This is a genomic window from Acetobacter zythi, from assembly GCF_963921165.1.
Taxonomy (GTDB): Bacteria; Pseudomonadota; Alphaproteobacteria; order Acetobacterales; family Acetobacteraceae; genus Acetobacter.
In genome coordinates this window covers 398,395-420,831 of record NZ_CAWUEO010000001.1, presented here as the reverse complement: position 1 = coordinate 420,831, position 22,437 = coordinate 398,395, and the positions used below count along the sequence as shown (strand labels likewise).

The following is a 22,437-nucleotide window of genomic DNA, read 5'->3' as shown; positions in this document are numbered from 1 at the left end:
ATGAGACTTAACGAGCTTCGTGATAACGAAGGTGCTCGCTACCGCAAGAAGCGGCTCGGGCGCGGTATTGGTTCCGGTAAAGGCAAGACGTCCGGTAAGGGTGTTAAAGGCCAGAAAGCGCGTGAGGGTGTGTCCCTGAACGGGTTTGAAGGTGGTCAGCTCCCGATTTATCGTCGTCTGCCGAAGCGGGGCTTTAAAAACATCTTCCGCAAGGTCTATGCGCCAGTTAACCTTGGTGCTGTAGAGCAGGCGTTGGCTGATGGTAAGCTGGAAAACGGCGCACCCATTACCGAAGAAGCTCTGAAGAAAGCTGGTCTGGTTGGGACTGGCAAGTACGCAGGGGTTCGTATTCTTGGTGAAGGCGAGCTGACAAAAGGCGTTTCTTTCGAAGTGTCTGGCGTTTCTGCTTCTGCTAAGGCTGCCATTGAAAAAGTCGGCGGCAGCATCAAGCTGCTGGTGGCGGCACCTGTGGAAGCTAGCGCCTCCTGATTGGCGTGGGAGAGAGAATGGTGGGAGACCCTGTTCTCTCTTTCTTGCCCAGATCAGAACAGTTGTCTGATATTTTTCAGGCAATCATACCAGCGTCTCCACTTTACGTGGCGGCGCTGTTTGTGTGAAAGGACGGATGCATGGCTTCCGCGGCCGAACAACTGGCTGCCAATTTTAACGTAGGCTCCTTTGCCAAGGCGACGGAACTCAAGAAACGGATCTGGTTTACGCTGGGTGCGCTGATTGTTTATCGTTTGGGAACGTATATTCCTGTGCCCGGCGTAGATGCTACGGTTATGGGGCAGCTTCTGGCGCAGCATCAGGGCGGCATTCTTGGCATGTTCAATATGTTCTCGGGGGGCGCTCTTGGGCGTATGACCGTGTTCGCGTTGAACATTATGCCCTATATCTCTGCGTCTATTATTGTGCAGTTGATGTCTACGGCTGTGCCCTCTCTTGAATCTCTCAAGAAAGAGGGTGAGCAGGGGCGCAAAAAACTTAACCAGTATACGCGTTACCTGACCGTGCTCATCGCTGTGTTTCAGGCATATGGTATTGCGATCGGGCTTGAGAATGTTCAGAGCGGCGCGGCGGTCGTAAACCCGGGACCACTTTTTCTGGTGACATGTGTGACCGCACTTGTTGGCGGCACAATGTTCCTGATGTGGTTGGGGGAGCAGATTACGTCTCGTGGTGTTGGTAACGGCATCTCGCTCATCATTTTTGCCGGTATTGTCGCTAATCTGCCGCATGCGTTGGTGAGCCTTTTCCAGTTGGGCTACACTGGGGCGCTGTCGTCTTTCTTTGTGCTGCTGTTCCTTGTGTTGGCCGGTTTGACCATCATGTTCATTGTGTTCATGGAGCAGGCACAGCGGCGCGTTGTTATCCAATATCCCAAACGCCAGATGGGGCAGCGGATGTTTGGTGGAGACACGACACATATGCCGCTCAAGGTGAATACGGCTGGTGTCATCCCACCTATTTTCGCCTCGTCGGTTCTGCTGATTCCTGTAACCCTTGCTGGTTTCATGAATGGTAAGTCGTTGCCCGGATGGCTGTCGTTTTTGGGTGAGGAACTAGGGCAGGGGCAGCCTTTATATCTGCTATTCTACGCGTTGATGATTATCTTCTTCTCGTATTTCTATGCTGCGGTGACCTTCAACCCGGCAGAGACGGCAGATAACCTGCGTAAGCAGGGTGGGTTCATCCCTGGCGTCCGCCCCGGTGGTTCTACCGCATCCTACTTCGACAAGATCCTGACGCGTCTGACGACCATTGGCGCGGCTTATATGGTTGCTGTCTGCCTGTTGCCGCAGATATTGATCAGCCGCTACAATGTGCCGTTCTACTTTGGTGGGACCAGTCTGATCATTATTGTGTCAGTTACGATTGATACGGTCACGCAGGTTCAGTCCCATCTTGTGGCGCACCAGTATCAGGGTCTTATGCGTAAGTCTCGTGGTGGCCGGAAACAGAGGATCATCAGACGATGAACATTATTTTTCTGGGTCCGCCAGGGGCCGGGAAAGGTACCCAGTCCAAGCTTCTGGAAGAGCGGCATGGGCTGATCCAGATTTCCACGGGGGATATGCTGCGTGCGGAAGTTGCACGTGGCTCCGAGGTGGGGAATCAGGCAAAGGCGCTGATGGTTGCGGGCAAGCTTGTGCCCGATGCCTTGATCATTGCCATGCTCAAAGACCGGATCGCCCAGTCGGATTGCCAGAATGGGTTCATTCTGGACGGTTTTCCACGGACTTTGGCGCAGGCTGAAGAGCTGGATGCCATGCTCGCGGCGGATGGAAAAAGCATCGATGTCGTGCTTTTTCTGGATGTGAATGAAGAGATCCTTGCCGATCGTATTTCAGGGCGTTTCACCTGTGCACAATGTGGACAGACCTACAATGAAGCGTCCAACCCTCCTGCAAAGGAAGGTGAGTGCGATACGTGCGGGAGCCATGAGTTCAAGCGCCGTGCAGACGACAAGCGTGAGACAGTTGTTGAGCGCCTGAAAGAATACCGCAATCTTACAGCGCCGATTCTACCGTTTTATGAAAAAACGGGCCGTTTGCGTAAGGTGAACGGCATGCTTTCGACTTCTGAAGTAACGGCAGAAATCGAAGCAGCGCTTGAGGATAGCGGCACGATCACGAAGAAGTGATCAGTTTTCGTTGACTTGTAACGGTGGTCGGTATATTTCGCGGCCACCAAGTGAAATCCGCCCAGTCAAAACAGGGCTATGAGCCGTTCGCTGTAAAAGCGGGCGAACAGGAGTATAAGGCGTGGCACGTATTGCCGGCGTGAATGTCCCGACAAACAAGCGGGTTGTGATCGGGCTTCAGTATATTTATGGAATTGGCGCATCTAAGGCGGCAGAAATCTGCAAGTCCTTGGAGATTCCGGAAGCAAAGCGGGTTAACGAACTCAGCGACGATGAAATCATGAAGCTCCGTGAGCTGATTGATGGCACCTATCGCGTTGAAGGCGACCTGCGTCGTGAAATTGCGATGAACATTAAGCGCCTGATGGATCTTGGTTGCTACCGCGGCCTGCGTCATCGTCGTGGCCTGCCGGTTCGTGGCCAGCGGACGCACACCAATGCCCGTACCCGCAAGGGTAAGGCAGTGGCCATTGCCGGTAAGAAGAAAGCAACGCGTTAATCCAATCCGCTAAGGCGGCCAGCCTGCACACGCAGGCTGGACAGGGACTGAGGTAGAAAAGACATGGCGAAAGCCGCAACACCGCGTGTTCGTAAAAAAGAGCGTAAGAACATTATTTCGGGCGTGGCGCATGTGCTCTCCACGTTCAACAACACCATGATCACCATTTCTGATGCTCAGGGGAATGCTATCTCCTGGTCTTCTGCTGGTGCGCAGGGCTTTAAGGGCTCGCGGAAGTCTACGCCTTATGCGGCGCAGGTTGCGGCTGAAGATGCTGGCCGCAAGGCCCGTGAACACGGCATGGAAACACTGGAAATTGAAGTTTCCGGTCCTGGGTCGGGGCGTGAAAGCGCACTGCGTGCTCTGCAGGCCGTTGGTTTCACGATCACTTCCATCCGTGATATGACACCTGTCCCGCACAACGGCTGCCGCCCGCGCAAGCGTCGCCGCGTCTGAGCTTACGAGCGGAAAGGCGGCCTGATAGCGAGCCGTCTTTCCATTTGTTGTGTCCACTTCAGAGAAATCGCTGCGCAAGCAGTGGTTTTTCGTATTGAAAGGCCGGTCCATTGGTCCTTCAGAAAAACTGGCAATCTCTGATCAAGCCCGAAAAGCTTGAAGTTGAATCCGGAGTGGAGCCCGCTCGTATCGCAACCGTAGTGGCTGAGCCGCTGGAACGCGGTTTTGGTATGACGCTCGGTAATGCTCTGCGTCGGGTTCTGCTGTCTTCTCTTCAAGGTGCTGCGGTCACAGCGGTTCAGATTGACGGCGTTCTGCACGAGTTTTCGTCTGTTGCCGGTGTGCGGGAAGATGTGACTGACATCGTCCTCAACATCAAGCAGCTGGCGTTGCGCATGCACGGTGAAGGGCCGAAGCGTATGGTGCTGACGGCTACCGGCCCCGGCGAAGTGCGCGCAAGCCAGATCCAGACGGGTCATGATATTGAAATCATGAACCCCGATCTGGTCATCTGCACGCTCGATGACGGCGTTAAGCTGGGTATGGAATTCATTGTTAATACCGGAAAAGGCTATGTTCCTGCGGCGGCTAACCGCCCGGAAGATGCGCCGATTGGCCTGATCCCGGTTGATGCAATTTATTCGCCCGTCAAGCGCGTGTCCTACAAGGTGGAGCCGACCCGTGTTGGTCAGGTCACCGACTATGACAAGCTGCTGCTCACGGTCGAAACAAATGGTGCGGTCACGCCAGAAGATGCCGTAGCACTTGCTGCGCGTATTCTGCAGGATCAGTTGCAGCTCTTCATCAACTTTGATGAGCCGCGTCCTGTGCAGGCTGAAGAGCCTGAGGATGATCTGCCGTTCAACCGTAATCTGCTGCGCAAGGTGGATGAGCTTGAATTGTCTGTTCGGAGTGCAAACTGCCTGAAGAACGACAACATCATCTACATCGGGGATCTGGTTCAGAAGAGTGAGCAGGAAATGCTGCGCACACCGAACTTTGGCCGTAAATCCCTGAACGAAATTAAGGAAGTCCTGACCTCCATGGGGCTGTCCTTGGGTATGAATGTCCCGGCCTGGCCGCCGGAAAATATTGAAGAGTTGGCAAAGCGGCTTGATGAGCCGTTTTGATCTGACTTTTCTCGATACTAGGAACTGAACCATGCGTCACCGGATTGCCGGCAGAAAGCTCGGCGTTACCTCTTCTCATCGTGCAGCCATGTTCCGCAACATGGCTGTGGCTTTGATCAAACATGAGCAGATCACCACCACGCTTCCCAAAGCGAAGGAACTGCGCCCGTTTGTTGAAAAGCTGATCACCCTTGGCAAGCGTGGCGATCTGCATGCACGCCGGCAGGCATTTGCTGTGCTGCGTGATGATGTGATCGTGAAAAAGCTGTTTGCAGCCGTGGCTGAACGCTACAAGGCGCGCAATGGTGGTTACACGCGCGTCCTGCGTGCTGGCGTACGCTACGGCGATGCCGCACAGATGGCCGTGATCGAACTGATCGACCGCGATGTAAGCGCTAAAGGGCAGGACAGCGGTCCGCGCCCGGAAGTGGAAGATAAGCAGGACCTCGCTGCTTAATTCTTTGCTTTCAAGCAGAATGAAGGAAGCTGGCTCCTCGGAGCCAGCTTTTTTTATGTCGTGTGCTCGTGCCTGCTATGTGTGAGAAATGTGCGTGGAATAAAATCATTCCATGATTGCGAGTGAGTGATTGACAAATTCGAGAATATATCCACTTTTATTTTTGATAAAATATTTCAGTGAAAGAGATAACATCATGAAACGCGCGTTAGTAAAAATGTTAACGCTCGCCACCGTGGCATTTGGATGGGCTGTCAGCCCGGTGCAGGCGGCTGAGAGCATTCGTATCGGCTACATTCCTGTTCTGGGGTCTTCCGCGCTCTTTGTGATCGATGGTGAGGGCTGGGCCAAGCAGGCGGGGCTGGATGTGCAGCTTGTTCGCTTTACGTCTGGTCCGCAGGCTATTCAGGCGCTGGTTTCGGGGCGGATCGATGGCTATGTTGCGGGCGTTCTGCCGTTGTTGCAGGCCCGTGCGCATGGTGTGGATGTTAAGGTTGTGGCCACGGCCTCGATCGAGGAACTTTCCGTCATTGCGCGAGGGGCGCTGGCGCAGGGCATTAAGCCTGATGGAGACGGCGGGTTAGCGCCTGATGACGTTAAAGCCATTTTTGCGCGCTTCAAACAGGACCAAAAGCGCCTGCCGCGTCTTGCGGCACAGCCTGCGGGGTCCGTGCCTGATACGCTGCTGCGCTACTGGTTGCAAAAACAGCTCGACTTTGCACAGGTCAACACTGTTGCCACCATTGTGGGGGTGGATATTGATGCCGCCCAGCAGGCATTTCTGGCAGGTGCCGTTGATGGCGCGGTTTTGCGCGAGCCAGCACTGACGGTTGTTAAAACCCGTCTGCCCGATGCCCGTATTCTGGCCTCTGGTCATAACATGATGCCCGACCAGCCCGGCTCCGTTCTGGCTATTGTCAAACCGGATGCGCCTGAGCACAAAGCATGGGCGGGAACACTGACAAACCTGTTCGTCCGCGCGACAACGCTGCTGGCCCAGCACCCGGATGATGCCGTACCATTTGTGCAAAAAGCGCTGGGTGGTGGTATGCTGAATGACGATGTTATGAAAACGGCGTTGGAGCATTCGGCATCCCGGTTTGTGAGTGATCCGGCGCGTATTGTGGAAAGTGTTAAGCAGTTGCAGGAGTTTGAAGTGTCCGAAGGTCTGCTGCGCAAGGCTGAACCTGTGGAAGACCTGTTTGATACGGGTTTGTGGCAGCAGGCCAAGCCGTGAGCATAAAGCTGTCTGGTTCTGTCCGCCTTGGGCTTGGGGTGGCTGGACTTGTTTTGTTCTTTGGTTTGTGGGAGGCAGCAGTCCAGTCCGGGCTGCTGCCATCTGGTATGGTGCCTGCGCCGTCCTCCCTTGGCCCAGCTTGGCTGGACGAGGTAAGGGGCGGGTTCTGGCAGCAGGCTATTCTGGATAGTCTGAATCACTACCTGCTGGGCCTGCTGATTGGTTCGGTCCTAGGGGCCGGGCTTGGCATATTGTGCGGTATGCTGGGTCTGCTGGATAGCCTGCTGGAAGGGGTTGTCCGCCTGTTGCGGCCCGTGCCGGGGCTGGCTTGGGTGCCGTTTGCCATTTTATGGTTTGGCCTGAGCACAGCCGGGGCAACCTTTGTGATTGCCATATCGGTTTTTTGGATCAACTTTTATGCAGCCCATAGCGCCGTAAGGGGTGTTGATCCCGAACTGTATGAACTGGCCTCTGCCTTCGGGCATGGCAGTTTTGTCGGGCGGTTGTTCAAGATCGTGCTCCCCGCTTCCGCTCCCGGTATTATGGCAGGGCTGCGGACCGGGTTGGGGCAGGGGTGGATGTCTGTTGTGGCGGCTGAACTGTTTGGTGTGCCGGGCATTGGTGCGCGTATGATGCAGGCTTCCAGCCTTCTGGCGACTGATGTTGTCGTCGTTTACATGCTGACCATGGCCATGCTGTATGCCATTACCGATTTTCTTTTTGGGTTTGTGCGCAAATGGGTTCTCAGATGGCAGCCATAAACGGGGCGGATGTGGTTGCCTCTTTGCATGATGTTGGTCTCTCGCATGATGGGGGCGCGCATTTTGTGCTGCGGCATGTCAGCCTAACACTGGCGCGTGGTGAGTTTGTTGCACTTTTGGGGCCATCAGGCGTGGGGAAGTCCACGCTGCTGAGAGTGCTGATGGGCCTGATGCACCCGACCGAAGGCCAGACAGGTGGCTCCGCCTGCATGGCCGGGGCAGGGGCGCATGCCACGCGGCGCAGCCGAGCCATGGTTTTTCAGGATGCGCGGCTGCTGCCGTGGCGCTCGGTGCTGCGGAATGTGATGTTTGGGCTGGAAGGCCTGCACCTGAACAAAAATGAAAAAAAAGCTCGCGCGCAGGAGGCCCTGCGGCTTGTCGGGCTGGAGGAGGAGGCAGACCGGTTGCCCCGCCGCCTGTCTGGCGGACAAAGGCAGCGTGTGGGGGTTGCCCGCGCCCTGACCGTGGACCCGGACCTGCTGCTGATGGACGAACCTTTTGGCGCGCTGGACCCTATTACCCGCACAAGTCTGCAAGAAGAATTGCAGCGGATATGGCAGCAGACGCACAAAACAGTCCTGTTTGTCACGCATGATATTGAGGAAGCCCTGCGCCTTGCCACGCGTATTGTGGTGCTGGCTGGTGGACCGCCTGCGGGTATTACGGGCGAAATTGTGCTGGATATGCCGCAGCGCAACCCCGATAGCCCTGCCTTTAGAACATACGCTGCCCGTTTGCGCGCCATGATCGCAGGGGAGCCTGATCCGGGTGGGGAAGCCTACTGGCGCTCGGCTGAAATCTAGTCTTGAGCAAAAAAATCGTTCACATAGGCATCTTTAGGGGTACGCCGCGCGTTACCCTTTAATCCAGTATGGAGGACATCCTCTTATGAGTGATGAGAGCAAGGCAGATTTTGGTCTTGAGGATGGTATTGGCAACCTTCAGGACGGGGCCGATGGCCTTTTGGGCAAGGTATCCAGTTATGATGCCCTTGATCCGGGCAAACGGAGTGCTGCTGCTGAAGCACTGCGTGATGTTGTTATTGACCAGCCCCTGTTTGCCGTTGCCACGGCGGGGATTGTTGGTCTGATTATTGGAATTTTCCTGCGGCGCAGGAAGTAAGGCGGCAAGGGCGTTTTTGGCTCTGGCCGGGATTTGAATGCAAGGGAGTGCGTTATGCTAAAACTGGCACTGTTTTTTCTGGTTATTTCACTTGTTGCAGGGCTGTTTGGTTTTGGTGGAATTGCCTCTGCCTCGGCCGGTATGGCTAAAATTCTGTTCTTTATCGCCATTGTTCTGTTTGTGGTGTTTCTGGTTGTCGCCCTGCTGGCCGGTCGTGCGGTCATGAAGTAACGGGCCGGGCTACCAGTAGCCGGGTAAAAAAAACCTCCGGGGCCAAAAGCTCCGGAGGTTTTTTGTTGGGGTAGCCTTTGCGTGGCGGCTAGTTTTTGTCTTTTTGGATAAAGGACGGCAGGAAGGGGTTGTCCGTTTGCATGGAGTTTTTGCTCGGCAGTTCGGAGGCATTCCACCCCCCACCAAGAGCTTCCACCAGACTGACGGAGTCCAGTATACGGCTTTGCTGGATTTGCAATGCGGTCTGCGCGTTGGACAGAGCCGTAACCTCGGCGGTAATCACGGTCGTGTAGATCTGAGTGCCTGCCATATATTGGTTAAAGGCAACGGTTACGGCTTTGTTGGCGGCTTGGAGTGCAACATGCTGCTGGTCCGCCTGATCGGCCAGAATACGCAGGTTGGAAAGCTGGTCTTCCACCCCCTGCAGGGCCGTGAGCACGGTCTGGCGGTAAGTGGCCACATAAGCATTGTAGTTGCTGTCGGCCTCATGCACGGCGGCGGTTCGCGCACCCCCGGCAAAGAGTGTTTCCGTGGCTGATGCGCCTAGCGACCATATGCGGTTTGCAACCTGCACGAGCGAGCCAACCGGGTCCCCACTATAGGAGTAGGTCGCGGTCAGTTTGACATCAGGGTAGAAGGCCGCCATGGCCGCGCCAATCTGGGCGTTATATTCCTCCATCCGGCGCTCGGCGGCGGCAATGTCGGGGCGGCGCTGGAGCAGGCTTGCAGGCACCATGACCGGAATGGCCGGAATGGCGCGTGGCAATGCCCCGTGGGGGATGGAAAGGTCGGCGGGGGCTTTGCCCATAAGCACGGCAATGGCGTGTTCGTACTGGGCGCGGGCTATACCGGTTGCGGTTGCCTGCGCGCGGGTCTGCTCCAGTTGTGTCTGGGCCTGAAGCAGGGCGGTCGGGTCTGCGGTCCCTGCTTCATACTGGTTTTTGGTAATCTGGTAGGACCGCTCATAAAACGCCACGTTTTTGGTCAGCAGGTCGTACAGACTGTCCTGATATCGTAGGTTGAAATAGGCCGTGGCCAACTGTGCCTGATAGGACAGGCGCGCATTGGCAAGGTCAGCGGCTGTGGCCTGTGCCTCGGTCACCTGTGCCTGAATCTGCCGCCGGATTTTGCCCCACAAATCCAGATCCCATGATGCGGTCGGCCCCATGGCATAGGTGTTTTCGGTCGAGTTGGAAGGGGTGGATGTTGTGCTGGTGCTACCGCCGGACCCATAATTGATAATGGTGCCGCTTGAGCGTGACCCACGCCCCGAACTCTGCCGGTTGAAGGACAAGGCGCCACTGAGCGTTGGATAAAGCTGTGCCCGTATGGAGTTAATGGTGGCGCGGGCGTTGCGGTAGCGTGCCTCGTACTGAATGATGTTCTGGTTGTTAATATCCACCTGCGCTTCCAGCGCATTCAGTTGCGGATCGTTGTAGATCGTCCACCACGTGCCTTTGGGCAGGCTGGCCAGTTGCGGCGTTACATACTGCCACCCCGGTGCTGGACGAAGCTCCTTGAACACGGGGGAGATAATGGGGGTGGGTTGCTTATAATTCGGCCCCACCATGCAGCCAGCCAGAACGGCAGGGGCCAGCAGCAGGGACAGGCGAAGGGAACGGAAGGGACGGTAAAAAGGCATTCAGCTATCCTGCCTGAAACTGCGGGAAAACGAAAACGAGCGGATAAAGGAACCAGCACGCGACTGCCATGTATCGAACATCAGATAAATGACAGGCGTTGTGTAAAGTGTGAGTGCCTGACTGACGATCAGCCCCCCAACAATGGCAATGCCCAGCGGGTGCCGCAGTTCCGCACCGTATCCATTGGTGACCATAAGGGGGGCAGCGCCAAGGGCAGCTGCAACCGATGTCATCATAATCGGGCGGAAGCGGAGGAGGCAGGCGGTGCGTATGGCGTCATGGGCGGACATACCCTGTTCGCGTTCAGCCATAATGGCAAAATCCACCAGCATGATGGCGTTTTTTTTCACAATGCCAATCAGCAAAATCACGCCAATCATGGCAATAAGGGAAAATTCCTCCCCCGCCAGTTGCAGGGCCAGCAAAGCGCCTACACCAGCCGATGGCAAGGTGGAGAGAATGGTCAGCGGGTGCACGTAACTTTCGTACAGCACGCCCAGAGTAATATACACGGCCACAAGGGCTGCCAGAATAAGCAGAGGTTCATCACTGACCGCTTTCTGGAACTGTGCGGCATTACCAGCAAAACTGCCATGAATGGTGTTGGGCATGTGCAGGGCAACCTGCGCTGTGTTGATGATCTGCGTTGCCGTACCAAGGGATACCCCCTTGGCCAGATTGAACGAAAGCGTTGCCGCAACCGCCAGACCCTGATGATTGATCGAAAGCGGGGTGCGGCTGGGAACCAGACGGGTTACCAGTGTGAGTGGCACCATGGCCTCGGACGCGGTGCTCACGGCCGACCCGTTGGATGCACCAGCGCCGCCCGCCAGCGCATTGGCGATCTGGTTTTTGAAGGAGAGGGAACTCTGGATGGCCTCCGTACTGGTGGAGCCGGTGCTGGAGGCATTGCGCACCCGTATGGTGTTGGATTTGGTGCCCCCACCAGCGGAACCCCCGGCAACACTAATCCAGACCTGCATCAGACTTTCCGGGTTTGACCAGTTTTTGGGGTCGGCCTCCATAATCACGCGGTACTGGTTCAGCCGGTTATAGATGACCGATGCCGCGCGCTGGCCAAACGCGTCGTATAGCGTGTTGGACAGGAGCTGGGGGGTAATGTTCACACGGGCGGACGTATCACGGTCGATCTCGGTGCTGATGGCCGAACCACCAAGCTGCACGTCCGAGGACAGGGTTGTCAGTTCCGGGTGGCGGCGCAGTTCCGCCAGCAGGCGGGATGTCCATTCGTAAAGTTCGGAGGAGTTTTCGCCTTCCAGCGTATACTGGTAGGCGGCGTTGCTCTGCCGTGCGCCCGAACGGATGGCCCCGGGCTGCATAAGAAAAAAACTGGCTCCAACCAGATTGCGCAGCTTGCGGTTCACACGCGCGATCAGTTCGGTTGGGGTGTCGCTTCGGTCACTCTTGTCCTTGAGCTGCAAAAACAGCCCCGCCTCGTTGGAGGAACCACGGCCACCAATAAAGGAGGATACACTCTCCACGTCCCGGTCGTGCAGGAGCACGTTTTGCACCTCGGTCAGCTTTTTGGCCAAGGCTCCGAAGGAAATCGACTGGTCACCCTGCAAGTGCCCCATGAGCATGCCGGTATCTTCCACCGGAAAAAAACCCTTGGGCATGAGTACGAATAACGCGGCGGTAAGGGCCAGCGTAAAGGGCAGGCTGAGCAATACGGTCTTGTGGTACCGCAGGGCCATATCGAGCGAGCGGGTATAACCTGCCTGCATGTGGTCCAAAAAGGCGGTCATGGCGGCAATGGCGTGGCGCATAAGGCTGCCCGAACCAGCCGGCGCCACGCCCGTTTTGTGGGGAACCAGCAGATAGGCCGCCATCATGGGTGTTAAGGTCAGGGACAGCACCATCGAGATCAGAATGGTGATGGAGACCGTCATGGCAAATTCATGGAACAGGCGGCCAGCCAGCCCGCCCATGAGCAGAATGGGCAAAAAGACGGCGATAAGGGAAACCGAGATTGAAATAACCGTAAAGGCGACCTCGGCGCTGCCTTTTATGGCGGCATCGCGCGGGTGCAGTCCTTGCTCAATGTAGCGGGCTATATTTTCCATAACCACAATGGCGTCATCCACCACAAAGCCGGTGGAAACCGTAAGCGCCATGAGCGACATGTTGTCGAGCGAAAAACCAAGCAGGCGCATAACGCCAAAGGTCGCCACAATGGAGGTGGGCACCACCACGGCGGGAATAAGCGTCATCCGCCATGAGTGCAGGAAGAGCAGCACCACCAGCACCACCAGTACGACCGAGATCAGCAGCGTAAGCTGCGTATCCACCAAAGCGGCACGAATGGTGAGTGAGCGGTCCAGCCCCACATGCAACGCCACCCCACCGGGCAGGGCGGATTTGAGCAGGGGCATTTCGGCATTGATCTGATCCACCGTGTGAATCACATTGGCGCCAGCCTGAGGGAACACAACGGCAATAACCGAGGCCTGACCATTGTAGTACCCGGCGTTGCGCAGGTCCTCCACACTGTTCTGCACCTGCGCAACATCGGCCAGTCGCACGGGGCGGTTGTTGCGCCATGCAATAATCAGGTCACGGTAGTCCTGCGCTGTGCGGACCTGATCATTCGTGTCCAGTGTGTAGCGCGCACCGTTCTGGTCAATAATGCCTTTGGGCGTATGCGCGTTGGCCGAGGCAAGGGCTGCGCGTACGTCCTCGAACCCAATCCCGTATTTGAACAGGGGGAGGGGGTTTATTTCCGCCCGGATGGCGGGCAGCGCACTCCCGCTGATTTCCACCTGACCAACCCCCTGTATGGCGGACAGGTGCTGCACCAGAACGTTGGTGGCGTAATCGTACAATTGTGGGCGGGTGTGGGTGTCCGACGTTAAGGTCAGGATCAGAATAGGTGCGCCGTTGGGGTTGGCTTTGCGGTAGCTCGGGTTCTGCCGCAGCGAAGACGGCATGTCCGCATGGGCCGCCTGAAGGGCCGCCTCCACATCACGCGCAGCCCCGTTAATATTGCGCGAGAGGGCGAACTGGAGCGTAATCCGTGTACTGCCCTCGGTGGATTGGGATGTCATTTCCGTCACATCCGCAATCTGGCCCAGATGCCGCTCCAGTGGGGCGGCTACAGCACTTGCAATTTCCTCCGGGGAGCCACCAGCCTGCCGCGCCTGAATCTGGATGACCGGAAAATCCACATTAGGCAGGTCGGCAACCGGCAGGCCGCGATACCCCAGAAGGCCCCCAAGGAACAGGGCTATGGTCAGCAGGATGGTGGCAACAGGCCGGTCAATAAAAATCCGGCTGATGTTCACGGCACGGCCTGCCCGTTAGGGGGGGAGGTCGTGCGGGCGTGGCGTAGTTTGCTCCATTTGTGCGCCCATGTATCCAGCGTCAGATAAATGACCGGCGTTGTAAACAGCGTAAGGAGCTGGGAGAGGGCAAGCCCGCCAATAATGGCCAGCCCCAGCGGGTAGCGCAGTTCAGACCCGGTCCCGTGCGAGAGCACCATGGGCACAGCCCCCAGCATGGCCGCCAGAGTGGTCATGAGAATGGGGCGAAACCGCAGGGTTGCTGCCGTGCGGATGGAGCGCAGGCTGTCCATCCCATGTTCACGCTCTGCTTCCAGTGCAAAGTCGATCATCATGATGGCGTTTTTCTTCACAATCCCGATCAGCAGTACAATGCCGATAATCCCCATAATATCGAGGTTCACACCGGCTACAATCAGGGTCAGCAACGCGCCAATAGCGGCAGAAGGCAGGGTGGAGAGAATGGTAATGGGGTGGATAAAGCTCTCGTACAGAATACCCAGCACAATGTAGACGGCAATAATGGCGGCCGCGACCAGGAACAGTTCGTTGCTGAGCGAGCCTTCAAACGCTGCCGCAGTCCCTTGGAAAGATGTCTGGAAAGCGGAGGGGAGGTGAATATCCGCCTCCGCCCGGCGAATGGCTGCCGTAGCATCCCCCAGCGCATAGCCGGGTGCAAGGTTGAAGGAGATGGTCGTAGCCGGGAACTGCCCGAAATGGGTCAGCAACAGAGGAGCGGTTTCCTGCGTGACCTTGGTAACCGCAGGCAGCGGCACCAGCCCGGAAGTGGGCGAACGCGTAGGCCCGGACGTGCTTTCCCCCGTATTGCCACTAATACCGGGCAGATAGAGCTGGCTGAGGGAGGACAGGTCCGTCTGGAACTGCGGGTCCGCTTCCAAAATCACGCGGTACTGGTTGGACTGCGTATAGATTGTGGAAATCTGGCGCTGGCCAAAGCTGTCATACAGCACGTTATCAACCGTCTGGGGGGTTACGGAGTAACGTGCCCCCGTGGCGCGGTCGAGTGTTACGCGTGCGACCAGCCCTTCGGCCTGCAGGTCGGAGGTTACATCCGCCAGTGCCGGTTCTTGCTGCAGGCGTTCGATCAGCTTGGGCACCCAGATTTTGAAGGCGTCGTAATCGGGGTTTTCCAGCAAAAACTGGTACTGCGTGGCAGAGACCGTGGTGTCGAGCGAGAGGTCCTGCACGGGCTGGAGATAGAGTCTGATGCCCGTAACCTGCGCTGTTTCCTGCTCAAGCCGCGCAGCAATCTCGGTCGCGGAGGAGGATCGGGCGTCATGCTCTTTCAGGTTGATCAGGAACCGGCCCTGATTGAGTGTTGCATTCTGCCCGTCCACCCCAACAAAAGAGGACAGGGAGGCCACATCCGGGTCTTTGAGAATAACACTGGCCAGTTCCTGCTGGTGCACCTTCATGCTCTCGAACGAGATGGACTGTGCCGCAACGGAAATGCCCTGAATAACCCCCGTATCCTGTACGGGGAAAAACCCTTTGGGAATGTACCAGCCCAGAACGCCGGTCAGCACCAGCGTGCCTACGGCTACGCCCAGCGTCAGCTTGCGCCATTCCAGCACCACATCCAGCATACGGTCATAGGCCGCAATCAGGCGTTCGGTTGCGGTTTCCATCCGAGCGGACCAGCGCAGGAACGGTGTTGCCGCCGTTCCCGCATCATGCGGGCGTTCGGAAAGGATGCGCGCACACATCATGGGCACCAGCGTGAGCGACACCACGGCGGACAGAATGATGGTGGTCGCCAGTGTCAGTGCAAATTCGTGGAACAGGCGCCCCACCACATCGCTCATGAACAGCAGCGGAATAAGCACGGCAATGAGCGATATGGTCAGGGAGATAATGGTAAACCCGATTTCCCCCGCACCCTTGAGTGACGCACTCATGCGGTCCTCGCCCGCTTCCACATAGCGCGAGATGTTTTCGATCATGACAATGGCGTCATCCACCACAAAGCCGGTGGCGATGGTCAGGGCCATGAGCGAGAGATTATCAAGCGAGAAGTCGAGCAGATACATAATGGCCAGCGTGCCAATAATGGAGAGCGGCACGGATAGGCTGGGAATAATGGTGGCGGGCACATTCCGCAGGAAGACAAAAATAACGGCCACAACCAGCACAAGAGCCAGAAAAAGCTCAAACTGCACATCCGATACGGATGAGCGGATGGTTGTGGTGCGATCAGTCAGGGGCACAATATCAATGCCCGGCGGGAGCGTCTGGCGCAGGGCGGGCAGGGTGGCCTTAACATTGTCCACCACCGCAATCACATTGGCGCCGGGCTGGCGCTGCACGTTCATGATCAGGGCCGGGGTTTTGTTGGACCACGCGGCAAGCTGCGTGTTTTCGGGGCCAATCACCACCGTGGCCACATCGCGTATGCGCACAGGCCCGCTGCTCTGGTAGGCAATAACCTGATTGAGCAGCATTTCAGGACTGGTAATCTGGCCATCTACCCGCAAGGTGGCCGAGCGTTGCGCACCATCAAACGTACCCGTGGGGGAGTTGACGTTCACATTGCCAATGGTCGTGCGCAATGTGTCCAGATCAATACCGTAAGAGGTCAGCTTGGGAACATTCACCCGCACCCGGTAAGCCTTGCGGTTCCCGCCCGAGAGCGTGACCAGTCCTACACCCGAAATCTGGCTGATTTTTTGCGCAAGTCGTGTATCCACGTAGTCTTCCACTTCGGGCAGTGGAATGGTGGCGGATGTAATGCCCAGCGTAAGCACGGGTGTGTCCGCCGGGTTGACCTTGGCGTAAACCGGGGGGGCGGGCAGGTCGGTTGGCAGCAGCGAGTTGGCCTGATTGATGGCGGCCTGCACCTCCTGCTCCGCCACATCCATGGACATGGACAGGTCAAACCGCAGGGTAATGACCGACGCCCCACCTGATGAGCGCGATGTCATCTGGTCCAGACCGGGCATCTGGCCAAGCTGGGTTTCCAGCGGTGCGGTCACCGAGGTCGCCATAACATCTGGCCCGGCGCCGGGGTAGAAGGTCTCTACCGTTATGGTGGGGTAATCAACCTGCGGCAGCGCGGAAATGGGCAGAAAATGATAGCCCAGCAACCCGGCCATAAAAATGGCCAGCATCAGCAACGTGGTTGCAACGGGCCTGCGAATGAAAATGGCGGATGGGTTCACGGCGTAGCATGGTCCGGCGTTGGGGTGGGAGCCGTGGAGGGAATGGTTACCTTAATTCCCGCGCGCAAATGGTCCGTGCCGTCCGTGACCACCCGGTCACCATCCTTCAGCCCGGTGGTAACAACACTGAGTGTGCCGTTGGAAATACCAGTGGTTACCGGCTGCACGCTCACCGTGTCATCATCCTTGACAACATATACGAACAGGCCGGAGGGGCCGGTCTGCACGGCGGTTGTGGGCAGAAGCAGAACGTGGTCCAGCGTTTTGACCAGCAGGCGGGCATTCACAAACTGGTTGGGGAACAGGTGTTCGTCTTCATTGGTAAAAATGGCGCGCAGGCGCACGGTGCCGGTTGCCGTATCGATCTGGCTATCCAGCGTGCTGACCGTGCCATCGGCTATTTTTTGCGTGTTGGAACTGTTCCATGCCGAAACGGGGAGCGACTTGCGGGCCTGCAACTGGGCAAACACCTCGGGCAACTGGTCCTGCGGCAGTGTAAAAATGACCGATATGGGCTGCATCTGGGTCAGCACCGCCAGCCCGCCAGACTGGCCAGCAGCAACATAGTTGCCCTGATCAACCGCGCGAATACCAATGCGCCCATCCACAGGGGCGATAATGTGGCAGTAGATCAGTTGCAGCTTCTGGTTATCAATCAAGGCCTGATCCGCCTTGACCGTCCCTTCGAGTTGCTGGACCGTAAACTGCTGGTCGCGCGCGGTTTTGGCGTCAATACTGTCCTGCTTGATCAGGCGCTGGTAGCGTCCGCTATCCACGCGGGCCTGTTCAAGCTGCGCCTTGTCCTGCGCCAGCTGGCCCTCGTACTGCTCCAGTTGGACCTGATAGGGGCGGGGGTCGATGAGTGCGAGCAGGTCGCCCTTATGCACATGCTGGCCTTCGGTAAAAAGCACCTGCATCAGGTAGCCTTCCACACGGGTTTGCACGGTTACGTTGGTAATGGGCACAACCGTGCCCAGTTCGGTCAGTTCCACGGGCATGCTACCGGCATGGACAGTCTGCACGGCCACGGGCTGGCTCTGGCTGGAATCCGCCGTGCTGTGGTGCGTTTTGTGCCCTGCCTGCGGGCGCAGGAAGGCAAAGCCTAAAATACAGGCCCCTACCAGAACACCACCTGCCAGAAGCAGGCGTTTTTTGGAGGAACGTGGTTTGGCGGGAGTGGTGGAGGAGGGCGGAGTGTTATCGTCCATGAGGTGCGCTGTTCGTTAACCTAAGTTGCGTCAGAATGGTCAGGGGAACGCTGTGCATAGGGGCACCCTGCTGATGGAGGGAAAGTGTGCTGAACTCTTCGCCTAAGTGCAAGCCTCGTCATTGAAAGCATGCATAAAATAACATTTCTCTATGTAATTTGTGCGTTAAAAACGTGCATTTAACGGCGGTTGCCGCTCATGTTCGCCCCTGCAGAAGGAGAAAGTGCGGCGCATAACGGCACGGCAAGAAGGGATATGGCGCCTGTTACAACAAAACCAAGCGCAAAATCGGTCATGTTTGCAGGGGTGTTGTGGTGCAGTCTGCTCAGTATGGTCAGGGTGGCCGCGGCAATGCAGATGCCAGCCGAAAGCATGATCTGCTGCATGGTGGAGTACAGGCTGGTTGCGGCACTCATCCTGTCTGCTGGAATGTCGGCATAGGCAACGGTGTTATAGGCTGAAAACTGAAGAGACTGCGCAGCCCCAGCCAGTGTGAGCACGAGCGAGAGAAGCCATAGCGGGTACGAGGGGCGAAAAAGCGCTATCATCGCAAAAACCAGAGCTGCCGAAGAGCCATTGGCCATGAGAATGGTGCGGAACCCCCAGCGTTTGAGCAACGCTGGCACAAAAGGGCGCATGGCAATGGCCCCAAGTGGCGCCACAAAGGTCACAAGTCCGCTTTGTGCGGCACTCAGCCCGGCCCCGATCTGCAAAAAGGAGGGGAGCAAAAATGGTAGCGAACCCACGGCAATGCGTGAGGCAGCCCCCCCGAAAACAGAGATACGGAACGTCTGGAACCGCATGAGCCGCAGGTCCAGCAGCGGAAAAGACGTACGCCCCGCGTGGTGGGTGTACATCCCCAACAGGACCAGCCCTACGCACAAAAAGCCCGTAACCAGCGCGGGGGAGCCTGTGCCATGGCTGAACATTTCGGCAAAAACGGACAGAATCGCCAGCCCCCCGCCAGCCAGAAAAAGACCTTTGAGGTCAAACGGAGGGGGGGATGGCTCACGCACCTCGGGAATAAAGCGGTAGGTCAGGAGCAGGCCGACCAGCCCGACTGGAATGTTGAGGTAAAAATTCCACCGCCATGTCAGCCATGTTGTAATATACCCCCCCACCACAGGCCCAAGCAGCGGACCAAGGGTTGCAGGGAGCATCATCCATGTCATGGTGCGGACAAGCTGGTCCGCTGGTGTGCTGCGAATAACCGCCAGCCGCCCCACAGGCACCATAAGTGCTCCACCAATGCCCTGTATGGTGCGCATGACTGCCAGAAAAAGCAGGGAATGGGCGGTGCCGCAAAAAATTGAACTGCCCACAAAAATGCAGATCGCCAGCATCAGGATCGTGCGGCTGCCCAGACGGTCCGCCAGCGCGCCAGATGCGGGAATAAAAATGGCCAGCCCGATAATATAGGATGTCAGGGCGACAGAGGTGGCCACTGTGTCCACATGCAGGCTGTGGGCAATGGAGGGCAGGGCGGTCGCCAGAATGGTGCCATCAAGCTGTTCCATAAAAAACATGGAACCAACAATGAGCGCAGTCAGTTGTGTGGACGTCGGAGAAGGCATGCCTAGTCAGAGACGCGTTTTTGCGGTCTGATGCAACAGGCGATCGTGCAGATCTCCGGTCGCTTTCATGCGCGGACCGTTACAGAATGGTTCAGAAAAGGAGAAAGTCGTCATGGCTAAAGATAAAATCGACACCATCGAAAACAAGATCGACGCCAAGGTCCGGGACGTTCAGGGACATGTCAAGGATGCCGCTGGTGGCCTGACCGGTGATATCGGTCTTCAGGTCGACGGAAAGGTCGATCAGTTCACCGCACACATGCAGGAAGATTTTGCGGACCTGTATGAAGAGGGCGAGGGCGCGGTAGAAAAAGCTGTGACCTTTGTGCGGGATAAACCCTTGCTTTCATTGGGAATTGTTTCGGTTGTGGGGATCCTGCTCGGCTGGCTTTTCTTCCCCCGTCGTAGCCGTTCCTGAAAAATCATTTGACCGGGACTCTTGCGCACCCGGGTAAAAAAATGCTTCTCCTTCCCTACGGAGTCGCGATTGCTGCGACTCGGTAATTTTAACCGAGTCGTTTCAAGCGGACGGGAAGGGAAGCAATGCCGGATTTCAGGCGTGAACAACAGCATGGCGGTCTGGTCGCCGGAGTGGATGAGGTGGGCCGTGGCCCGCTGGCCGGTCCGGTTGTGGCAGCCGCCGTGGTGTTCGCCCGCGGCGTGCCAGATGACCTTGCCGCCATTATTGATGATTCCAAAAAATTAAAACCCGCTGTGCGCGAGGCCATTGCCAGGCGCCTGCCCCATGTGCCCGGTGTGGCCATTGGCGTGGGCGCTGCCTCCACGGCGGAAATTGACCGTATCAACATCTACCATGCGTCCCATCTGGCCATGCAGCGCGCAGTTGCCCGCCTGCCGGTCAAGCCGGACCATGTGCTGGTGGACGGCAACAAAATTCCAGATTTCGGGTGCAGTGCGGAAGCCATTGTGGGTGGGGACGGGGTCAGCCTGTCCATTGCCGCGGCTTCCATTGTGGCCAAGGTGGTGCGTGACCGCATTATGGCGCGGCTGGACGTGCGCTGGCCCGATTATGGATGGGAAAAAAATGCAGGATACGGCACGGCGGTTCATCGTCAGGCCCTCCTGCATACAGGTGTGACCCCGCACCACAGAAAAACATTCGGCACCGTACGCCGGCAGATGGAACATTTGAAAACGGAGACCCGGGCATGAGCGGCGCAAAAGCAGTTTCCATGGACCTCCCACTTGACGAAATCCTGCGGGGTGAATGCGTGGAGACCATGCGTACCCTGCCTTCGGGTTCCGTGGACTGCATTTTTGCTGATCCGCCATACAACCTGCAACTCAGGGGTGAACTCCGCCGCCCTGATGACAGTGTTGTCGATGGCGTGGATGATGACTGGGACAAGTTTTCCGACCTGCAGGAATATGACCGCTTTACGCGTGAATGGCTGAGCGAGGCCCGCCGTCTTTTACACAAGGACGGCACAATCTGGGTTATTGGCTCCTACCATAACATTTTTCGCCTTGGCGCCATTCTGCAGGACCTCGGGTTCTGGATTTTGAACGATGTGGTCTGGCGCAAGTCCAACCCCATGCCGAACTTCCGGGGCCGTCGTTTTACCAACGCGCACGAAACACTGATCTGGGCCGCCCGCAGTCAGGATAGCCGCTACCGCTTTAACTATCAGGCCATGAAGGCGCTGAATGACGATGTGCAGATGCGCTCGGACTGGTACCTGCCACTGTGCACGGGCAATGAGCGGCTGCGGAACGAACATGGGTTGAAACTGCACCCCACCCAAAAGCCCGAAAGCCTGCTGCACCGCGTATTGCTGGCGTCCACAACGGTCAATGACGTGGTACTCGACCCGTTCTCCGGTTCAGGCACAACCGCTGCCATGGCCCGCCGTCTGCGCCGCCACTTTGTGGGCATTGAGCGGCACCCGGACTATGTGGAAGCCGCCAAGGCCCGCGTGGCCCGTGAAGTGCCATTGGATGATGACGCCATACAGACCACGCAGGACAAGCGCGAAGCACCGCGCGTGCCATTTGGCAGTCTGGTGGAGCAGGGCGCGCTGGTGGCCGGGACGGTCCTGAGTGATAAAAAACAGCGTATTCAGGCAACGGTTGCCGCCGATGGTACGTTGGTGAGTGGGGCCAAACGTGGTTCGATCCACAAAATGGGGGCCATGCTGACCAACGCACCATCATGCAATGGCTGGACATTCTGGCATTTTGAGCGTGAGGGCGTTTTGCTGCCGCTTGATGTGCTGCGGCAGGAAAGTCTGGGTGGCACAGTCGCACTGTAAAGGCTGGATCAGGCTACGGACTGGCATAAAAAAAGGGGGCATTTGCATGCCCCTTTTTTTATGAACCCAGATGAAAGCCAAGGACCGGATTAGCTGCCGCCAAAGCCCAGAAAGCCGATGGCTGGCTGGGCACTTCCCCCCGTGCGGTCATAGCGCGGGTCGTGTGCTTTGCTTTTTGTATCTTCATCATCATAGGCACTGCCACCGCCCATATGCAGATCGGATGTGCTGACCGCGTCCGTGCTGTCACTCCCCCGAATGCTGCTGGAATTGCGCAGGGACAAAAGCAGGAAGGTAATGGGGTTACGGTTCAGGTCGATGGACATATCAAGCGGCGTCTGACCCAGAATATTGTGCCCGTTCAGGTCCGCGCCACGGTTAATGGCATCACGCGCGGAGGAAACGCTGCCCCGGTTTATGGCCTCGAACAAAGCAACCGTGGGTTCAATATCCCTGTTGGGGTGCCCGCCCCCTTCGCCCGCTTCATCATCTCCCCCTTCGGCACCGGGAATGGCGGTGGGCGGGGCTGCATGCTTGGCGGCCTTGGCGCTTTCCGATTTTTCGGCAGCTTCGGCCGCAGCAGCCTGATCCTCGGCCTCATCGGCAAATGCCGGAACCGCTACAAGCATGGCAAGGCTGCTGAAGAGCAGAGCGGATGAAACAAGGCGTGGAAAACGGGTCATTGTCTGTCCATCAATACAGGTAGTCTTTAGCGTATCAC

21 protein-coding genes are annotated in these 22,437 nt (G+C 57.2%); 15 read left to right on the top strand and 6 right to left on the bottom strand.

Translation table 11 applies throughout. From position 1 onward, the window contains the following. From rplO to AABE20_RS01985, 12 genes are all read left to right on the top strand, one after another. The gene (gene rplO / locus AABE20_RS02040) at nucleotides 1-489 is read left to right on the top strand and encodes a 50S ribosomal protein L15 (protein WP_338331594.1); all 489 of its coding nucleotides are present in this window, start codon (nucleotides 1-3) and stop codon (nucleotides 487-489) included. A 140-nt stretch (nucleotides 490-629) separates the two neighbouring features. Beyond that, a complete protein-coding gene (secY, locus tag AABE20_RS02035; RefSeq protein WP_338331593.1) occupies nucleotides 630-1,982 on the top strand; it encodes a preprotein translocase subunit SecY in 1,353 nt (450 codons plus the stop codon). Then, nucleotides 1,979-2,647 carry an adenylate kinase gene (locus AABE20_RS02030; protein WP_338331592.1) on the top strand — a complete coding sequence of 223 codons (669 nt, stop codon included), beginning with the start codon at nucleotides 1,979-1,981 and terminating at the stop codon, nucleotides 2,645-2,647. Before secY ends, AABE20_RS02030 begins: the two co-directional genes overlap by 4 nt. Nucleotides 2,648-2,768: 121 nt before the next feature. Continuing rightward, complete coding sequence (gene rpsM, locus AABE20_RS02025; RefSeq protein WP_086647139.1) at nucleotides 2,769-3,146, top strand: 30S ribosomal protein S13; 378 nt, start codon at nucleotides 2,769-2,771, stop codon at nucleotides 3,144-3,146. 63 nt (nucleotides 3,147-3,209) lie between these two features. Continuing rightward, nucleotides 3,210-3,602 (top strand): 30S ribosomal protein S11, encoded by a 393-nt coding sequence (gene rpsK, locus AABE20_RS02020; protein WP_025826926.1) that lies wholly within the window; start codon nucleotides 3,210-3,212, stop codon nucleotides 3,600-3,602. A 110-nt stretch (nucleotides 3,603-3,712) separates the two neighbouring features. Next, nucleotides 3,713-4,732, top strand: coding sequence for a DNA-directed RNA polymerase subunit alpha (locus tag AABE20_RS02015; RefSeq protein WP_025826924.1), 1,020 nt, complete (start codon nucleotides 3,713-3,715; stop codon nucleotides 4,730-4,732). A gap of 31 nt (nucleotides 4,733-4,763) precedes the next feature. Continuing rightward, a complete protein-coding gene (rplQ, locus tag AABE20_RS02010; protein ID WP_025826922.1) occupies nucleotides 4,764-5,189 on the top strand; it encodes a 50S ribosomal protein L17 in 426 nt (141 codons plus the stop codon). Nucleotides 5,190-5,385: 196 nt separating this feature from the next. Beyond that, complete coding sequence (locus tag AABE20_RS02005) at nucleotides 5,386-6,426, top strand: ABC transporter substrate-binding protein (protein ID WP_338331591.1); 1,041 nt, start codon at nucleotides 5,386-5,388, stop codon at nucleotides 6,424-6,426. Next, entirely contained in the window at nucleotides 6,405-7,187 is a 783-nt protein-coding gene (locus AABE20_RS02000; RefSeq protein ID WP_408740567.1) for an ABC transporter permease, read from the top strand. The genes AABE20_RS02005 and AABE20_RS02000 overlap by 22 nt, the downstream gene beginning before the upstream one ends. After that, nucleotides 7,175-7,990 (top strand): ABC transporter ATP-binding protein, encoded by an 816-nt coding sequence (locus AABE20_RS01995; RefSeq protein ID WP_338331589.1) that lies wholly within the window; start codon nucleotides 7,175-7,177, stop codon nucleotides 7,988-7,990. The genes AABE20_RS02000 and AABE20_RS01995 overlap by 13 nt, the downstream gene beginning before the upstream one ends. A gap of 85 nt (nucleotides 7,991-8,075) precedes the next feature. After that, the gene (locus AABE20_RS01990) at nucleotides 8,076-8,309 is read left to right on the top strand and encodes a hypothetical protein (protein ID WP_338331588.1); all 234 of its coding nucleotides are present in this window, start codon (nucleotides 8,076-8,078) and stop codon (nucleotides 8,307-8,309) included. Nucleotides 8,310-8,363: 54 nt separating this feature from the next. Then, nucleotides 8,364-8,540: a DUF1328 domain-containing protein gene (locus AABE20_RS01985; protein ID WP_165990613.1), complete on the top strand. Its 177-nt coding sequence runs from the start codon at nucleotides 8,364-8,366 to the stop codon at nucleotides 8,538-8,540. 88 nt (nucleotides 8,541-8,628) lie between these two features. Here AABE20_RS01985 and AABE20_RS01980 read toward each other — a convergent pair whose 3' ends face one another. The 5 genes from AABE20_RS01980 to AABE20_RS01960 form a co-directional block, all read right to left on the bottom strand. Then, nucleotides 8,629-10,182: an efflux transporter outer membrane subunit gene (locus AABE20_RS01980; protein WP_338331587.1), complete on the bottom strand. Its 1,554-nt coding sequence runs from the start codon at nucleotides 10,180-10,182 to the stop codon at nucleotides 8,629-8,631. Then, complete coding sequence (locus tag AABE20_RS01975) at nucleotides 10,183-13,485, bottom strand: efflux RND transporter permease subunit (protein ID WP_338331586.1); 3,303 nt, start codon at nucleotides 13,483-13,485, stop codon at nucleotides 10,183-10,185. Continuing rightward, nucleotides 13,482-16,661, bottom strand: a complete 3,180-nt coding sequence (locus AABE20_RS01970; protein WP_338331585.1) for an efflux RND transporter permease subunit — start codon at nucleotides 16,659-16,661, stop codon at nucleotides 13,482-13,484. The genes AABE20_RS01975 and AABE20_RS01970 overlap by 4 nt, the downstream gene beginning before the upstream one ends. After that, nucleotides 16,658-17,869 (bottom strand): efflux RND transporter periplasmic adaptor subunit, encoded by a 1,212-nt coding sequence (locus AABE20_RS01965; RefSeq protein WP_338331584.1) that lies wholly within the window; start codon nucleotides 17,867-17,869, stop codon nucleotides 16,658-16,660. Before AABE20_RS01965 ends, AABE20_RS01970 begins: the two co-directional genes overlap by 4 nt. Nucleotides 17,870-18,048: 179 nt before the next feature. Continuing rightward, nucleotides 18,049-19,443 (bottom strand): MFS transporter, encoded by a 1,395-nt coding sequence (locus AABE20_RS01960; RefSeq protein ID WP_338331583.1) that lies wholly within the window; start codon nucleotides 19,441-19,443, stop codon nucleotides 18,049-18,051. 112 nt (nucleotides 19,444-19,555) lie between these two features. On the opposite strand from AABE20_RS01960, the gene AABE20_RS01955 reads away from it, so the two are divergent. The 3 genes from AABE20_RS01955 to AABE20_RS01945 all read left to right on the top strand — a co-directional run bounded on the left by AABE20_RS01955 (nucleotide 19,556) and on the right by AABE20_RS01945 (nucleotide 21,716). Then, complete coding sequence (locus AABE20_RS01955) at nucleotides 19,556-19,861, top strand: ElaB/YgaM/YqjD family protein (protein WP_338331582.1); 306 nt, start codon at nucleotides 19,556-19,558, stop codon at nucleotides 19,859-19,861. Between the two features lie 125 nt (nucleotides 19,862-19,986). Continuing rightward, complete coding sequence (rnhB, locus tag AABE20_RS01950; protein ID WP_338331581.1) at nucleotides 19,987-20,616, top strand: ribonuclease HII; 630 nt, start codon at nucleotides 19,987-19,989, stop codon at nucleotides 20,614-20,616. Continuing rightward, nucleotides 20,613-21,716, top strand: a complete 1,104-nt coding sequence (locus AABE20_RS01945) for a site-specific DNA-methyltransferase (RefSeq protein WP_338331580.1) — start codon at nucleotides 20,613-20,615, stop codon at nucleotides 21,714-21,716. The genes rnhB and AABE20_RS01945 overlap by 4 nt, the downstream gene beginning before the upstream one ends. Before the next feature lie 89 nt (nucleotides 21,717-21,805). Here the strand turns inward: AABE20_RS01945 and AABE20_RS01940 are convergent, their stop codons facing one another. Beyond that, on the bottom strand, nucleotides 21,806-22,399 hold the full coding sequence (locus tag AABE20_RS01940; protein WP_338331579.1) for an ankyrin repeat domain-containing protein: 594 nt from the start codon (nucleotides 22,397-22,399) through the stop codon (nucleotides 21,806-21,808). Nucleotides 22,400-22,437: the final 38 nt, after the last annotated feature.

Bases quoted from the DNA above. Each gene is read 5' to 3' on its own strand.
- rplQ (WP_025826922.1), top strand. From the start codon at position 4,764: ATGCGTCACCGGATTGCCGGCAGAAAGCTCGGCGTTACCTCTTCTCAT.
- AABE20_RS01995 (WP_338331589.1), top strand. From the start codon at position 7,175: ATGGCAGCCATAAACGGGGCGGATGTGGTTGCCTCTTTGCATGATGTT.
- AABE20_RS01990 (WP_338331588.1), top strand. From the start codon at position 8,076: ATGAGTGATGAGAGCAAGGCAGATTTTGGTCTTGAGGATGGTATTGGC.
- AABE20_RS02005 (WP_338331591.1), top strand. From the start codon at position 5,386: ATGAAACGCGCGTTAGTAAAAATGTTAACGCTCGCCACCGTGGCATTT.
- AABE20_RS01980 (WP_338331587.1), bottom strand. From the start codon at position 10,182: ATGCCTTTTTACCGTCCCTTCCGTTCCCTTCGCCTGTCCCTGCTGCTG.
- AABE20_RS01960 (WP_338331583.1), bottom strand. From the start codon at position 19,443: ATGCCTTCTCCGACGTCCACACAACTGACTGCGCTCATTGTTGGTTCC.
- AABE20_RS01985 (WP_165990613.1), top strand. From the start codon at position 8,364: ATGCTAAAACTGGCACTGTTTTTTCTGGTTATTTCACTTGTTGCAGGG.
- AABE20_RS01955 (WP_338331582.1), top strand. From the start codon at position 19,556: ATGGCTAAAGATAAAATCGACACCATCGAAAACAAGATCGACGCCAAG.
- AABE20_RS01965 (WP_338331584.1), bottom strand. From the start codon at position 17,869: ATGGACGATAACACTCCGCCCTCCTCCACCACTCCCGCCAAACCACGT.
- rpsK (WP_025826926.1), top strand. From the start codon at position 3,210: ATGGCGAAAGCCGCAACACCGCGTGTTCGTAAAAAAGAGCGTAAGAAC.
- AABE20_RS01940 (WP_338331579.1), bottom strand. From the start codon at position 22,399: ATGACCCGTTTTCCACGCCTTGTTTCATCCGCTCTGCTCTTCAGCAGC.
- secY (WP_338331593.1), top strand. From the start codon at position 630: ATGGCTTCCGCGGCCGAACAACTGGCTGCCAATTTTAACGTAGGCTCC.
- AABE20_RS02030 (WP_338331592.1), top strand. From the start codon at position 1,979: ATGAACATTATTTTTCTGGGTCCGCCAGGGGCCGGGAAAGGTACCCAG.
- AABE20_RS01945 (WP_338331580.1), top strand. From the start codon at position 20,613: ATGAGCGGCGCAAAAGCAGTTTCCATGGACCTCCCACTTGACGAAATC.
- rplO (WP_338331594.1), top strand. From the start codon at position 1: ATGAGACTTAACGAGCTTCGTGATAACGAAGGTGCTCGCTACCGCAAG.
- rnhB (WP_338331581.1), top strand. From the start codon at position 19,987: ATGCCGGATTTCAGGCGTGAACAACAGCATGGCGGTCTGGTCGCCGGA.